Below are 13,728 nucleotides of genomic sequence, written 5' to 3'. Positions count from 1 at the left end.
CGCCGCAAGTCAACGCACACTCGGGACGCGTCGAGCCATCGTCCGCATGGGCTTTGCTGTTGGCTTGGCCTGTCTCGAAGTGCCTCAGCCATCGCGCGAGCGCGTTGACTGCCCGGTGAGGTGCGAGCCGCCAGGCGAGCGCCGTGGGCCGGGACTTTAAAAACCAGAGGTTAGAGCCGCGCCAGCAAGGCCTGGGTGTGGTCGCGTTCGGCCAGTGCGTCCAGGCTTTCGAACGCCGTGAGGGCGCGGGCGAGCTCGGCGCGGTCGTCGTGGAGGCGCCCGCGGGCACGGGCGAGGCACGCCGCCGCCCAGGCGTTCTCCTCGGCGAGCGGGGTGGCCGCCGCCAGCAGGTCCGCCGCGTCGGGCAAGCGTGCGGCCACGGCCAGTTCCGCGCCCGCCGCCCGCGCGTACGCGAGGTATTTGTCCAGGGGGGCGTCCACGGAGAAGGCCGTCCGTACGAGGGGTTCGGCGGTGTCGTACCGCTCGTCGTGGAGGGCGAGGCGGGCGTCGACGAACGCCGCGACCGGCGCCGTGCCGAGCGTGCCGCCGGCCATCTCCTCGGCATGCGCCCGCCACAGTGCCACCGGCCCCGGCTCATCGAGCATCGCGCCGGCCAGCACCGTCATGCTCACGGCCGGCAGCATCCAGAGCGGGGCGGGGCGTCCGGCGCGTTCCCATTGGTCCAGCATTCGTTCGGCGTGGCCGATCGCCTCGTGGAAGCGGCCGGTCAGCACGAGGGGCTGGACGAGGCGGCTGGCCGTGATGTGGGTATCGCGCAGCAGGTCGTCGTCGATGCCGGCGCGGGCGGCGGCCATCGCGCCGGGCAGGTCGCCGGTCATGATCGCGTAGAGGCAGGCGCGGCCGTAGGTGTTGCAGATCTCCGGGGCGCAGTACGGGTCGTCGCGGTCCATGGACGGCAGCAGCGCCAGGCGTTCGCGGGTGATGCGGTTGGCCTCGCGCAGCCGCCCGGCGTGCAGGGCAGCGGTCCCGGCGGCGCACAGGCCGGCACTGACCAGGACCGGGTCCGCGGTCGCCCGGGTGGCGGCGAGGGCGGCGGAAGCGAGGGCGGGGTCGGGTGCGCCCTTGTCCGGGCCCGCCAGCCACGCGCGGGCCAGCGCCAGGGCCGCCGTGACCTCCGGGTCGCCGCCGGGGCCGGCCGCTGCCGCCTCGTCGAGGAGGCCGCGCAGGCGCTCGTACGGGACGCCGGTCTCGAACGCCTCGGGGAACCGGCAGGCCGTCTCGACCGCGCGGGCCAGGTCGATCGCCCGGCCGCGGTCGTCGCGGGCCCGTCCCGCCTGTTCGGCGGCCTCCAGCAGCAGCTCGAACACGTGCTGGTTGGAGGTGGTGCTCACGTGCGCGCACCCGGCTCCCGCGCGCAGGTCGCGGGCGGCGGACGCGGCGCTCGTCGCGAGCGCGGCGGCGGTCCGGTGGTGGGCGAAGGACTCCAGCAGGTGGCGGCGGGCGAAGGTCAGGTGCGCCAGCGCGCTCGCCAGCCGGTGCGTCACCTCGCCCGGGCCGCCGGCCGCGGCCAGCGCGGCGCGCAGGTCCGCGGCCATGGCGTCGAAGTCCTCGCGCCATGTGGGATCGCCGATCCTGCCCTCGATGGCGGACGCCGCGCCGGCGGCCCAGCGGAGGTGCCGCGTCCTCGTCTTGTCCTCATCGCCCGCGGCCGTCATCTGCGCCAGCGCGAACGCGCGTACGGTCTCCAGCAGGCGCCAGCGGCTGACCCGCCCGCGCACATGCACCACGAGGCTCTTGTCGACCAGCCGGCCGAGCAGGTCCGCGACGCCCGCGCGGTCCCCGCCGACGGCGGACGCGGCGTCCATGTCGAAGGCCCCGACGAACACCCCGAGCCGCCGGAACAGCGCCTGCTCCTCCTCATCGAGCAGGTCGTGGCTCCACGACAGGACCGCGCGCAGCGATCGGTGCCGCGCGTCGCCGCCGCGTACGCCGGACAGCAGCCGCAGCGCGTCGTCGAGCGCCGCGAGCAGTCCCGTGGGGCCCAGCGACGCACCCCGGGCCGCGGCCAGCTCGATCGCCAGCGGCATGCCGTCCAGCCGCGCGCACAGCTCCGCGACCACCGCGGGCTCGGCCACGAACCGGGGGTCCGCGGCCAGCGCCCGGTCGAGGAACAGCCGCTCGGCGTCCGAACCCAGCGGCAGCGGGGCGATCGGCACGCTGCGCTCGCCCGGTACGCCGAGGCGTTCCCGGCTGGTCACGAGCACGCGAGTGCCCGGGCAGGCGGCCAGGATCCGCTCGGCGAACCCGGCGGCCTCGTCGATCACGTGCTCGCAGTTGTCCAGCACGAGCAGCGACCGCCCGGTGCCCAGCCGCGCCGCGACCGCCTCCTCCAGCGGCTGGTGCGAGCCCTCGGTCACCCCGAGCGTGGTCGCGACCGCGCGGGCCACGAACCCGTCGCGTACCGGCACCAGGTCCACGAAGGCCCCGCCGGACGGGAACAGCGCCACGGCCTCCTCGGCCGCCACCACGGCCAGCCGGGTCTTGCCCACCCCGCCCGGGCCCAGCAGCGTCACCAGCCGGGCCTGCTCGACCGCGGCCAGTACGGCGGCGCGCTCGGCCGTACGGCCCACGAACGTCGTCTCGGACACCGGCAACCCGGCCACCCGGCCGGGCTCCCCCTCCGCGGAGCGGGCCAGTTCGGCCAGCGCCCACCGGTCGGACATGCCGTACTTGCGCAGCAGCGACGACACGTGGCTCTCCACCGTGCGCACGGAGATGTGCAGCCGACTCGCGATCTGCGCGTTGGACAGCCGCGCACCCAGCGCGGCCAGCACCTCGGCCTCCCGCTCGGAGATCCGCTCCGCCACCCTGGCCCCTTTCCGTGGCAGCATCCGTGGTGTCCTGCGGTCAGCACGGATGACCGCCCCTCCCCCTCGGGGCGATTCTGGAGGCACCTGACAGGGGAGGAAACCATGAACACCCTAACCGTGCGTCCCGCCACAGAGCTGGACGAACTCCTCACCGCCGTGCGCGGCGCGGTCGCCCGCGGCGCCGGCTGGCACGAGACCGCGTCGTACGTGGGGGACGCGCTCCGCGAGCACCTGCCCTCGCCCGGCCTGCTTCCCGCGGACCTGCTCAGCGGCGAGCGCGGCACCTACCGCAGCCACCGCCTGCACGTGGAGCCGGACGGCTCGTTCTCGATGGCGGCCATCGCCTGGCAGCCCGGCGCGCTGACCCGCATCCACGACCACGTGACCTGGTGCGTGTTCGGCGTCCTGACCGGCGTGGAGTACGAGGACCTGTTCACCCTGTCCGAAGACGGGACGGCCCTGATCGAGGCCGGCCACAACCCGAACACGGCCGGCGAGGTCAGCGCCTTCGCCCCGCCGGGCGACATCCACCGCGTCCGTAACATCGGCGAGGAGACCGCCGTCTCCCTGCACATCTACGGCACCGACCTCAACCGCGTCGGCTCCAGCGCCCGCCGCTTCTACGACCTCCCGGTCCAGAGCTGACAGGAGACACGACATGACCACGCCGAACGAGACCACCGAGATCCTGAACCGCCCGCTGAGCCGGGAGATGCTGGCCCGCGACATCGCCCGCCTGGCCTACGTCGCCAAGGACGGCACGCCCCGGAACGTTCCCATCGGGTTCAGCTGGAACGGCACCGAGATCGTCATGTGCACCGCGAAGAACGCCCCCAAGCTCGCCCACCTCCGCCAGAACCCGGCGGTCGCCCTGACGATCGACACCGAGGTGCACCCGCCCACGATCCTGCTCATCCGCGGCCACGCCGAACTCGACGTCACCGACGGCATCCCGGACGAGTACCTCGAAATGAACAGCACCTACCAGATGACGCCCGAGCAACGGGTCGAGTGGGAGGCGGGGGTACGTTCGCTCTACCACGAGGGCATGGTCCGCATCGTCGTCACCCCGACCTGGGCGAAACTGATCGACTTCGAGACGACCCTCCCGAGCGCCGTGGAGGAACTGATCCAGCAGCAGGCCGAACGCCAGGCAACCGACTCCTGAGGGCAGGGGACATGACACTCAAGCGAATGGACCACGTCAGCATCGTCGTCGCCGACCTCGAGGCCGCCATCGCCTTCTTCACCGAACTCGGCATGGAGCTGGAGGGCAGGGCCCCGATCGAGGGAAGCTGGGCGGAGCGGGTCAACGGGTTCGACGACCTCCGCGTCGACATCGCGATGATGCGGACCCCGGACGGCCACGGCAAGCTCGAGCTGACGAAGTTCCACGCGCCGGCGGCGATCAGCGCCGAACCGGACCCCGCCCCGTCCAACACACTGGGCATCCGCAGCATCATGTTCGAGGTCGACGACATCGAGGACACCGTCGCCCGCCTGCGCCCCCACGGCGCCGGACTCATCGGTGAGATCGCGCAGTACGAGGACATCTACCTGCTCTGCTACGTCCGCGGCCCCCAGGGCATCATCGTCGCGCTGGCCGAGCAGCTTCGGTGACGAGCGTGACCCGCCGCCGCGTCCAGCAATCGCACTGCTGAACGCGCCCTCCACGCCGCAGGCCGCACGGAGGAGGTTCAGCCCGCCGAGCCCACCAAGCCCGCGGAGGCGGTCGACCCCGCCGAGGCGGCAGCACCCGTTCGTCCTGTCGGGGGTCGGGTGCGGGCACGTTCCGACGACGTCATCGAGGTCGAGCCTCGTGTCGTAGTCGTCGAGAGCGCCGGATTTCACAGTGGACCCAACTCCACGTTCGACAACGTGGGCACGCCCATACCGCTGGAACATATCCGGACCCGCGACTGACCAACGTCCTGATCAACGGAGAGGCGTACGACACCTGACGACGCCCGCCCGCGGCAAGGCTCACGTTGACTTGCGGCGAGTTGTCGTATGACCGGGCGGTCAAGACAGCAACTCGCCGCAAGTCAACGCACACTCGGGACACGTCGAGCCATCCCCCCGCACCACACCATCGGTGCAGCAGCCCAGAGAAACGAAAAGCCCCCTCCGCTGGAGGGGGCTCTTGCCTGTAGTGAGGTTCCCCCGGTAGCACGGACAGCTGGGGTGAGATGGGTCAGGTGGTCGTGGTCGAGGCGCGGTGTCGCTCCTCGTAGTTCACCGGACTCAGCATTCCGAGGCTGGAATGCCTTCTGAACGGGTTATACCAGCACTCGATCCATTCAAACACCGCGGCTGCGAGTTCGGCTCTTGTTTGCCATTTTCTGATGTCGAGGAGTTCGAGCTGCATCGAGCCCCAGAATGACTCCATCATGGCATTGTCGTAGCAGTCACCGACCGTGCCCATCGAGCCGAGGAGTCCTGCGGCCCGAAGGCGCTTCCCGAACGTCCAGGAAGTGAACTGGGCGGCATGGTCTGAATGCAGGATCGTGGCGTCTTTGGCGGGTCTTCTGCGGGCGACAGCGGCGGCCATCGCATCGACCACGAGTTTGGTGGTCTGGCGGATGTCGATGGAATGGCCGATGATGCGGCGGGAGAAGCAGTCCAGCACGGCCGCGCAGTACAGCTTTCCCTCGCCGGTCGGATGCTCGGTGATGTCGGTGACCCACAGCACGTCGGGCGCCTGGACGTCGAAGGCCCGCTTGACCAGGTCCTCCTCGGTCGGCTCGTTGACCAGGTTCCGGCGTCCCTTGCGCCGGTAGATCCCCTGGATCCCGGCTTCGCGCATCAGCCGCTCGACCCGTTTGCGGCTCACCTGCTCGCCCCGTCCGAGCGTCAGCTCGGCGTGCACCCTCGGCGAGCCGTAGCTCCGGCGTGACTCCTCATGGATTTCTCTGATCATTTTCACCAGCTCGGCGTTGCGTTGCTCCCGGATGGAGGCGGGCCTGCCGAGCCAGTCGCTGTAACCGGACCGGGAAACTCCTAACACTCGGCAGGCCACCGCGACGGGGATGTCGTTCTCGGCAAGTTCACGGACCAGCGAGTACCTTATTTTGGGAGCATGTTCTCGCGAGCGAAGTAGGCCGCCGCCCGCTTGAGGATCTCGTTCTCCAACTCCAGTTGCCTGGCTTTTCGGCGCAGCTCGATCAGCTCTTTGTGCTCGCCGGCGTTCAGGCCGTCAAGGTGACCCTCTTCGATGTCGGCCTGGCGGATCCAGTTCCTCAGGCACGACTGGCTGATACCCAGGCTCCTGGCCAGCGCGGTGACCGACTTGTCGCCGGTCCGGGCCAGCTCGACGGCGCGTCGCCGGAACTCAGGCGGATGAGGTGGTGGCACGGGACACTTCCTTCCCAAGTTGATCAAGGTCAACTCAGATGAGGTGTCCGTGGAACCGGGGGAAGCTCATAGGGGTTAGAGGTCGAGCTTGCCGGCCTTGATCCCCTGGAGCAGGACGGCGAACGAGTCGGGGGCGAGGGTGAGATGACCGGCTTCGGGAGCCTTGCTGTCCCTCACACCGATCTGCCGTGGGCCAAGGTCGGCCAGCTCCACGCAGTCGGTACCTTGGGTAGCGCCGCTGTAGCTGGACTTTCGCCAAGCAGGGGCGGGGGTGCTCATCTCATGATCTCCACGATGTGTCGATGATCAGACGCCTCGATAGGTCCTCTGCCAGGGCTTTTGCTGTTTACAGGGGCTACAGATCGAGCTTGCCTGCCTTGATGCCCCTCAGGAGACTGGCGAACGAGTGGAGGCCAAGGGCGAGGTGGCCGGCTTCGGGAGCCTTGCTGTCCCTCACACCGATCTGCCGTGGGCCAAGGTCGGCCAGCTCCACACAGTCGGACTGGTTACCAGATCCGCTGTAGCTTGACTTTCGCCAGGTGGTCACAGTGCCTCCATGGTTTGTTCGATCAGCTCCCGTGATGAGCTGATGGGGGCAGCGATGTTGCTGATGCGTTCATACCGCAGGGCGTAATCTTGCACGCCCGTGGGGTCGAGTACCAGCCGCCCCCGCTCGGGAGCCTCAGCGAAGGCCAGGTCCCTGTCGTCGACCGTCAGAAGCCGGAACGATCCGTCGAGGCCAAAATGGAAGTCTTCTTGGCCTACCACCCTGATGCTGATGTTGGGCTTGGTACTCAGCTCCAAAAGGTGGGCCAACTGAGACCTCATGACCTCGGTTCCGCCGACCACCTGGTGCAACACAGTCCAGTTGAGGACGACGGACAGGTATGGGTGCGGCGTCTTCTCGAACACCGTGGCCTGCCTGTCGAGGCGCTTCTTCAGTCCCGCCTCCACGTCCGGGCTGTCAGCCGAGATGACCGTCCTTGCATAGTCGGGCGTCTGGAGGAGCCCCGGCACGATCAGAGCCTGCCACATCCGGTGTCTGGACGCTCGGCCCTCGTAGTCGACAAGGCCGGTGAACCAGCTCCCGTCATCCGCTGAGTCCGCGTATCGAACCAGGCGCTCGAACAGGCCACGAGTGCCCCAGAGCCGGTCAAGCAACTTGGCGTAGTCCATCGAGAGCCGCCTAAGGCCGTTCTCAATCCTGGAAACCGTGGAACGATCGCACGCTAGAAGCTCTGCCAGCTTACTGCCAGACCAAACCGTGCAATTCCCTCTGCCGCTGCACCTCAACAGCGATGGCGTCCCACAATGATCTATCGGGATCGAGGCGTCCGGCCATGCCACCCTCCAATGCGGTGCGTTGCCATGTTTCCTGGAACGTAGCGGACGAGGGACTTGCTAGTCCAGCCTGTTTCAAGACCACAGATTGCGAGGTGACGAGGTGGACGGTCCTCGGAACGAGATTCCGGCCTGGCGGAGAACGGTCAGGTGGGTTCCTCCGACCCTGGTGAAAGACGGCAGTGGCTACTCCTGGACGACCCGGCTTCTCCGGCCTCGCACGGACCAGGAGAAAACCCTCAGGCTGCAAGAAACCCTAAAAGCCAGAAATCGGCACATACTCCAGCGGATGATGGCCGAAGAAGATCTTAAGTGGGCCCTTCTTCACGGGAAGGGCGTTGGCAGACGGCGACCAAGGACCTGGTCAACCAAGTCTGGTCCGCACAGCTTCGCGCACCTCTCCCCGCCTGGCAGAAGCGGCTCGGCCTGAGGGAGCGCGTGGCGGGCATCTCTCAGGCCGCGGTCGTCGAGGAGATGTTCAAAGAAGACCAGAGGGCGGCGAGGATCCTCAAAGCGGCGCTCCCAAGCCACCAGCCCCGGAACCCGTCATGATGCGGACGCTGTTGGAGGGCGCCGTTTGGGCCGCCTTCGCCGGCATCGGGGTGTACGTCCTCGGAGGTCTCACCGGACGTTGGGCCTGGCGCCACCTGACGCGGCTGCTCTCTCCTGAACCACCCTCCGGAGGCGCGGTCGAGCAGCCCCCACCCTCAAGCTCCCGCCCCTCCGGAGGGTTCCCAGCCTCACAGTTCGACGGGGACTGGTACTCCCACCCACCGGCTGATCGGAGGTGACATGCCTCGGCAGCCGCCCCAGGGAGTCTCCTGGGTGCAGTCCCGGGTGACCGAGGTGGTGACCATCTGGTCATCTGGACGGGTCGCACGTTGACTTGCGGCGAGTTGCGCACTTCGGGCCGCGAAAGTCGACAACTCGCCGCAAGTCAACGAACGGGCGGGGCGCGTACACCCGGCAGCCGCGTGCCGAATCTGGCGGGGCAGCGGGCGGGTGACGGAGTCGGATGGGAGACCAGGGAGACGAGCGCGAGAAGGGCGGGAGGTGGTCTTACACGAGCTGACCTACTTGGGGGAAACTGCATCGACTGGGACGGGACTTCCGGCGCGAAAGCACTGGGGGTCCCGTCTCCATGTCCGGGGCGGCGGACCTGCCCGGGGCGGCGGACCTGCCCGGGGCGGCGGACCTGCCCGGGGCGGCGGACCTGCCCGGGGCTACGCGCCGGTCCGGGGCGGCGGGCCGGTCCGGGGCGGCGGGCCGGTCCGGGCCTTTCCATGGGGGCAGTGGGTGGGGGACGTTCGGTGCAGTGGGGGCGGGTAGGACCTTTCCATGCCTGAGCTTCCCGACGTGGAGGGGTTCCGCCGGGTGCTGGCCGAGCACACCGGCGAGCCGATCACGGCGGTCCGTGTACGGGACGCCGGGGTCCTGCGCGGGACGAGCGCGCGGAGGCTGGTGGCCGCGCTGCGCGGGCACCGGTTCGAGGAGCCCAGGCGGCACGGGAAGTGGCTGCTGGCGCCCGCCGGCGGGCCGGTGCTGATGCTGCACTTCGGCATGACCGGTTCGCTGTCCTGGCACTCCCCCGGCGAGCCGTGGCACCGGCACGACCGCGTCGTGTGGCGCCTCCCGGGCGGCGAACTCCGCTACCGCGACATGCGCAAGCTCCAGGGGCTCCGCCTCGCGGCCGACGAGGAGCAGGCCGAGCGGGTGATCGCCGACCTCGGCCCGGACGCGCTGGAGGTGTCGCGGCGGCGGTTCGGTGAGCTGCTGTCAGGGCGCCGGGGACGGCTCAAGCCCGCGCTGATCGACCAGTCCCTCCTGGCCGGCCTGGGCAACCTGCTCGCCGACGAGATCTGCTGGCGCGCCCGCATCAGCCCGCTGCGGGGCGTGCGGGACCTGGACGAGGACGACGTCGCGGCGCTGTACCGGTCCATGCGGACGGTGCTGCGGGCCTCGGTCAAGGAGGAACGGGTCCCGCCGCGCGGCACCTGGCTCACCGGCGCCAGGGACGAACCGGACGGTCCCTGCCCCCGCTGCGGCACACCGCTGTCCACCCGGCGCGTTTCGGGGCGTACGACTGTTTGGTGCCGGATGTGCCAGCCCAGGTGAACGCGAAACACCCTCATAAATGTCGCCATAAATCACCACGAATATGCCCCATGGCTTCGTCCAGGATTCGCTGAATCCCGCGCGCCCCGCCGCCATCTGTGGCAAGGATGAAGGCATGACGTTCTCGTTGATGCCGGGGTACGACCACATCAACCTGGTCGCCGCCCTCGCCCCTGAAGCGGCGGCCCGGGACAGAGAGATCGGTGAGCGAATACGCAGATACTCCAAGATTCTCCCCGCCGGATCACCCGAATTCGGATACGCCATACAGAGCGGGACCGAATGGCGGATCGGGTGCGTGGGGGCGTCCGATCCGTCCGGCGCCCGGTACGACATGGCCGGGCATTTCCGGCAGCGTTCGGCCGAAGGAGACGGGGACCCCGAAACCGTCCGGGCCATGCGGGCGGCGGCCGACCGGCTGGACCCGGAGGAGGGCCGGCAGCACCCCAAGGACGAGTGGGAGATCGGCGACCGGCGCTACCGGGTGATCCGCATCGAGAAGTTCACCCTGATCGGCGGCGGCGCCATGGAGCCTCCCCGGCCCACCGACAGCATCCCGCTCTGCGACGACTCCCTCCTGCGCGGCTACCTGATCGACCCGCGGGCACCGTCCGGCCAGTGGGAGACCCAGCTCAGGCTGAACCTGGTCGGTCACCGCCCCATCCCCGGCACCGTTCCGGACACCGTCCAGCTCGAGGCGCGCCACGCGATCCTCACCCACCCGGGGGTGATCCTGCTCCCGCCCAGCTTCACCATCGTGGAGATCAAGGAGGACTCCTGGGAGCCGCTCACCGGCGGCCCCGACCCGGGCCAGGCCCGCAGCAACCTGGCCGGGTACTTCACCCAGCTCCTGCCGCGGCTGCGCGAGTTCCAGGGCGATCCCGCCACCCCCGCCGAGATCGCCGCGTGGACGGAGGCGGGCGCGCGGATCGAGGCGGCGACCGGGCACGAGTTCGCCGCGCTGGGGCGGCGGTTCCGCACCGTGCGCGTCTCCAGGATGCTGCGCCTGGGCCGGGACGGCCCGGAGGCCCCGCGGCCCTCCGACGAGGAACGCCACGGCATGTCCGGAGCCGCCCACCCGTCCGCCTGAGCGCCGCCGCACCTGACGGACGGCCGGGGCCCCGGAGTTGACAGGGCACGGGGAACGAGGTTTCGTTAAATAAAACGATCGTTCCTTTTCGGAGGTGCCGGATGAGCGGGACGACGCCGCACGGACGAAGGGGTCCGGCCGCCGCGCTGAGCGGCATCGGCGACACGTCCGTGGGGGTGGCCGTGCTGCGGGCCATGGAGCACGGCCGCCCCGACCGCCTCTTCGAGGACCCGTACGCCCGCCGCTTCCTGCAGGCGAGCGGCGGAACGGAGAAGTGGGCCGCGAAGCCGCCGGACGGGCGGGGCTTCTTGGAGCTGATGGCCGGCCAGGTGGCCGTGCGCACCAGCTTCCTCGACCGGGCCCTGCTCGACGCGGCCGGGGGCGGGTGCGGTCAGGTGGTGCTGCTCGCCTCGGGCATGGACGCGCGCCCGTACCGGCTGGGCTGGCCGGCCGGTACGCGGCTGTTCGAGCTCGATTTCCCCGAGGTCCTGCGCTTCAAGCGCGACGCGCTGTCCGGATGCGGGGCCGTGCCGCGTTGCGCGCACGTGGAGGTGGCGGCCGACCTGCGCGAGGACTGGCCCGGGTCGTTGCGCGCGGCCGGTTTCGACCCGGGCATCCCCACGGCGTGGCTGGCGGAGGGCCTGCTGTACGGGCTGCCCACCGAGGCCGCGGACCTGCTGCTCGCCGACGTCACCCGCCTGTCGGCCCCCGGCAGCGCGCTGGCCGCCGACCACGCCGAGGACTCCCCGATCCTGCGCGCCGCACGGGCGGCCGTATCGGCGGAGCTTCTCGGCCTGTGGCGCGGCGGCCCGGCCGACCCCGACGCCTGGCTGCGCGAGCTGGGCTGGTCTCCGGTCGTCCGGGACATCGGCGAGGTCAGCGCGGAGTACGGGCGTCCGGTGCCGCCCGCGTTCGACCCGGCGCTGGACGGCACCGGGCGCGGCTGGCTGATCACCGCCGTGCTCGTGTGAGCCCGGACGGCCTGTCGGACACGGTCAGGGTTCCCGGCGGAGCCGCCGCAGGAGGGGGTTGCGGCGGGGAGTGACCCGCAGCGAGAGGTTGCCCTTCCCGGTGGTGTACGGCTCGATCCCCTTCGCGGGGCCGGGCAGCCGTTCCGGGGCCTGGACGCGGCGCTCGTCCGACGATCCCGCGACCGAGACGCGCCAAGACACGTCCCAGCGGCCGGGCTCCGGCCGCTTCAGCGGCACCTGTCCCGTGGCCTCCAGCCCGGCGCCGGTACGGCGGGTCCGTAGCACGGTCTCGACGGCCTCGTCCGTCCCGCGCCGCCGAAGCACCGCCGTGACCGTGACGTCGGCGGTGACCGCCGTGCCGACCGCCAGGGTGAGTTCGAGGGCCGGGCCGCGGGTCAGTTCCGCCGCGACGGTGGTGAGGGGCGGCGGGTCGTCGCCGAGGCCGCCGCACCGCAGGGCCAGCGCCCCGGGCCCGCGGGTGAGGTAGGGCGTGATGTACGGGGTGCCGTCCTTGACCGGGACGACTCGGGGGCCGGGAAGCGTCAGCGCCGTTCCGGGCGCGGGGATCAGCGGGCCCTGGCGGGTGATCTCGCCCGCCGTCATCACGGCCGACAGGTCCCACCGGCCGGCGGGCAGCGGGCCGCCGCCCGCCGCCGCGGCGAGGTCGATGTCGGCGACCATCTCCGGCACCGCGCCGTCCCAGGACTCCACCTCGAACGGCACCCGGTACTGGCCCGCGCCGTCACGCTCCCGCAGGACCAGTTCCGCCCGCTGATCCGCCGCCCCGATCTCGGTGAGGAAGGCGTACCCGCGCACCCGCAGCCCGCCCGGCCGCCACTCGACCGCCTCCAGCCGCCGCCGCTGCCTCACCCGGTGGGTGATCTCGTAGCGGTCGTCGGGCACCCCGACGCCGGGCTCCCGGAAGCCGGGATAGAGCTGGTACACCCGGGCGCCCTCGACCCGCACCTCGGGCCGGTCCCCGTCCAGGCCGCACGGCACCACCCGGTCGAGCAGGTCGTCCAGGCCGTTGAGGACGCAGTGGGCGATGAGGTGGCCCCGGGCGCCGAACCGTTCGCCGACCCCGGGCGTCCACCAGGACTCGAACAGGGGCCGGGCACCGTCCCTGGTCGCCGCCCGCTCCAGCGGGTCCAGGCCGGGGTACCGGCGCGCGAACCGGGAGAAGATCTCGTTGAGGAAGTGCCGGGCCATCAGCCGGTCGCGGTCGGGGCCGGGCGGCACCTGGTCCGCCACGAAGCTCATCACCTCGCCGATGCAGGCGAAGTGCCGCGCGGCGTCCGCGCCGCCCTGCTGGAGGACGCTGGTCCCGGTCTCCCGGTCGATCCAGTAGTAGCAGTCGTAGGAGCCCACGACGGAGATGCCGTCGGCGGCGAAGTAGGCGCGCGCCGCGAAGAGCTGGTCCTCGTGCGAGAACAGCCCGGCCGGGAAGCGCAGCCCGAGCCGGTCGATGAGCGAGCGGCGGAACAGCTTCAGCACCGACAGCGAGTCGTAGATCGGCGGATCGGCCACCAGCACCGACGTCCGCGGCACGTCCCGGTCGAAGCGGGGGGCCTTGCGGCCCACCCCCACGTAGCGTCCGATCACCACATCGGTGCCGTACTCGTCGGCCATCGCGACCATGCGCTCCAGCGCCTCGGCGCCGAGGTGGTCGTCGGCGTCGAGGAAGAACACGTACTCGCCGGAGGCGTGCTCCAGGCCGGTGTTGCGCGGCCCGCCCGGCCCGCCGGAGTTGGGCTGGTGGATCACCCGGAGGCCCGGCCACTCCTCGGCCCACCGGTCCAGCTCCGCGCCGCTGCCGTCGGTCGATCCGTCATCGACCGCGATGACCTCCATCGCCTCCCGGCCGATCGTCTGATCGAGCAGCGACCGCAGCGCGCGTTCCAGGCTGGGCCGGCAGTTGTACACCGGGATGATGACGCTGACCTTCACTGACCCCCACTTTCCCTGACCCGGCCGGAGAGCCGGGCGACACGGCCGTTCACCGCGAGCGCACATCGGACTCGGGCGG

General features: G+C 70.8%; 13 protein-coding genes. 6 read left to right on the top strand and 7 right to left on the bottom strand.

Going from position 1 to position 13,728, the window contains the following annotated elements; all coding sequences use genetic code 11:
- Positions 1-170: 170 nt before the first annotated feature.
- On the bottom strand, positions 171-2,852 hold the full coding sequence (locus tag IW256_RS40515; protein ID WP_197015985.1) for an ATP-binding protein: 2,682 nt from the start codon (positions 2,850-2,852) through the stop codon (positions 171-173).
- Between the two features lie 81 nt (positions 2,853-2,933).
- Between IW256_RS40515 and IW256_RS40510 the strand changes: the two genes are divergently transcribed.
- From IW256_RS40510 to IW256_RS40500, 3 genes are read left to right on the top strand one after another with little or no spacing between them, the layout of a single operon-like run.
- On the top strand, positions 2,934-3,476 hold the full coding sequence (locus tag IW256_RS40510) for a cysteine dioxygenase family protein (RefSeq protein WP_197015984.1): 543 nt from the start codon (positions 2,934-2,936) through the stop codon (positions 3,474-3,476).
- Positions 3,477-3,489: 13 nt separating this feature from the next.
- Positions 3,490-3,999, top strand: coding sequence for a pyridoxamine 5'-phosphate oxidase family protein (locus IW256_RS40505; protein WP_197015983.1), 510 nt, complete (start codon positions 3,490-3,492; stop codon positions 3,997-3,999).
- Between the two features lie 26 nt (positions 4,000-4,025).
- Complete coding sequence (locus IW256_RS40500; protein ID WP_197015982.1) at positions 4,026-4,451, top strand: VOC family protein; 426 nt, start codon at positions 4,026-4,028, stop codon at positions 4,449-4,451.
- A 574-nt stretch (positions 4,452-5,025) separates the two neighbouring features.
- Here IW256_RS40500 and IW256_RS40495 read toward each other — a convergent pair.
- The 5 genes from IW256_RS40495 to IW256_RS40475 form a co-directional block, all read right to left on the bottom strand.
- Entirely contained in the window at positions 5,026-5,889 is an 864-nt protein-coding gene (locus tag IW256_RS40495; RefSeq protein ID WP_231404162.1) for an IS3 family transposase, read from the bottom strand.
- 8 nt (positions 5,890-5,897) lie between these two features.
- On the bottom strand, positions 5,898-6,185 hold the full coding sequence (locus IW256_RS40490) for a transposase (protein ID WP_197009110.1): 288 nt from the start codon (positions 6,183-6,185) through the stop codon (positions 5,898-5,900).
- 75 nt (positions 6,186-6,260) lie between these two features.
- Positions 6,261-6,464, bottom strand: a complete 204-nt coding sequence (locus IW256_RS40485; protein WP_197015981.1) for a DUF397 domain-containing protein — start codon at positions 6,462-6,464, stop codon at positions 6,261-6,263.
- Positions 6,465-6,540: 76 nt separating this feature from the next.
- Positions 6,541-6,732, bottom strand: a complete 192-nt coding sequence (locus tag IW256_RS40480) for a DUF397 domain-containing protein (RefSeq protein WP_197015980.1) — start codon at positions 6,730-6,732, stop codon at positions 6,541-6,543.
- On the bottom strand, positions 6,729-7,361 hold the full coding sequence (locus IW256_RS40475; RefSeq protein WP_197015979.1) for a DUF5753 domain-containing protein: 633 nt from the start codon (positions 7,359-7,361) through the stop codon (positions 6,729-6,731). Before IW256_RS40475 ends, IW256_RS40480 begins: the two co-directional genes overlap by 4 nt.
- 1,503 nt (positions 7,362-8,864) lie before the next feature.
- Here IW256_RS40475 and IW256_RS40470 point away from each other — a divergent pair.
- The 3 genes from IW256_RS40470 to IW256_RS40460 all read left to right on the top strand — a co-directional run bounded on the left by IW256_RS40470 (position 8,865) and on the right by IW256_RS40460 (position 11,702).
- Complete coding sequence (locus tag IW256_RS40470; RefSeq protein WP_197015978.1) at positions 8,865-9,641, top strand: Fpg/Nei family DNA glycosylase; 777 nt, start codon at positions 8,865-8,867, stop codon at positions 9,639-9,641.
- A gap of 115 nt (positions 9,642-9,756) precedes the next feature.
- Positions 9,757-10,731 carry a DUF5954 family protein gene (locus IW256_RS40465; RefSeq protein WP_197015977.1) on the top strand — a complete coding sequence of 325 codons (975 nt, stop codon included), beginning with the start codon at positions 9,757-9,759 and terminating at the stop codon, positions 10,729-10,731.
- 101 nt (positions 10,732-10,832) lie between these two features.
- Complete coding sequence (locus IW256_RS40460; protein WP_197015976.1) at positions 10,833-11,702, top strand: SAM-dependent methyltransferase; 870 nt, start codon at positions 10,833-10,835, stop codon at positions 11,700-11,702.
- A 24-nt stretch (positions 11,703-11,726) separates the two neighbouring features.
- Here IW256_RS40460 and IW256_RS40455 read toward each other — a convergent pair whose 3' ends face one another.
- Positions 11,727-13,649, bottom strand: coding sequence for a glycosyltransferase family 2 protein (locus IW256_RS40455; RefSeq protein ID WP_197015975.1), 1,923 nt, complete (start codon positions 13,647-13,649; stop codon positions 11,727-11,729).
- Positions 13,650-13,728: the final 79 nt, after the last annotated feature.

The organism is Actinomadura viridis (assembly GCF_015751755.1).
Taxonomy (GTDB): Bacteria; Actinomycetota; Actinomycetes; order Streptosporangiales; family Streptosporangiaceae; genus Spirillospora; species Spirillospora viridis.
Note: the sequence above shows the minus strand (reverse complement) of the source record. Positions and strands in the feature narration are given on the sequence as shown.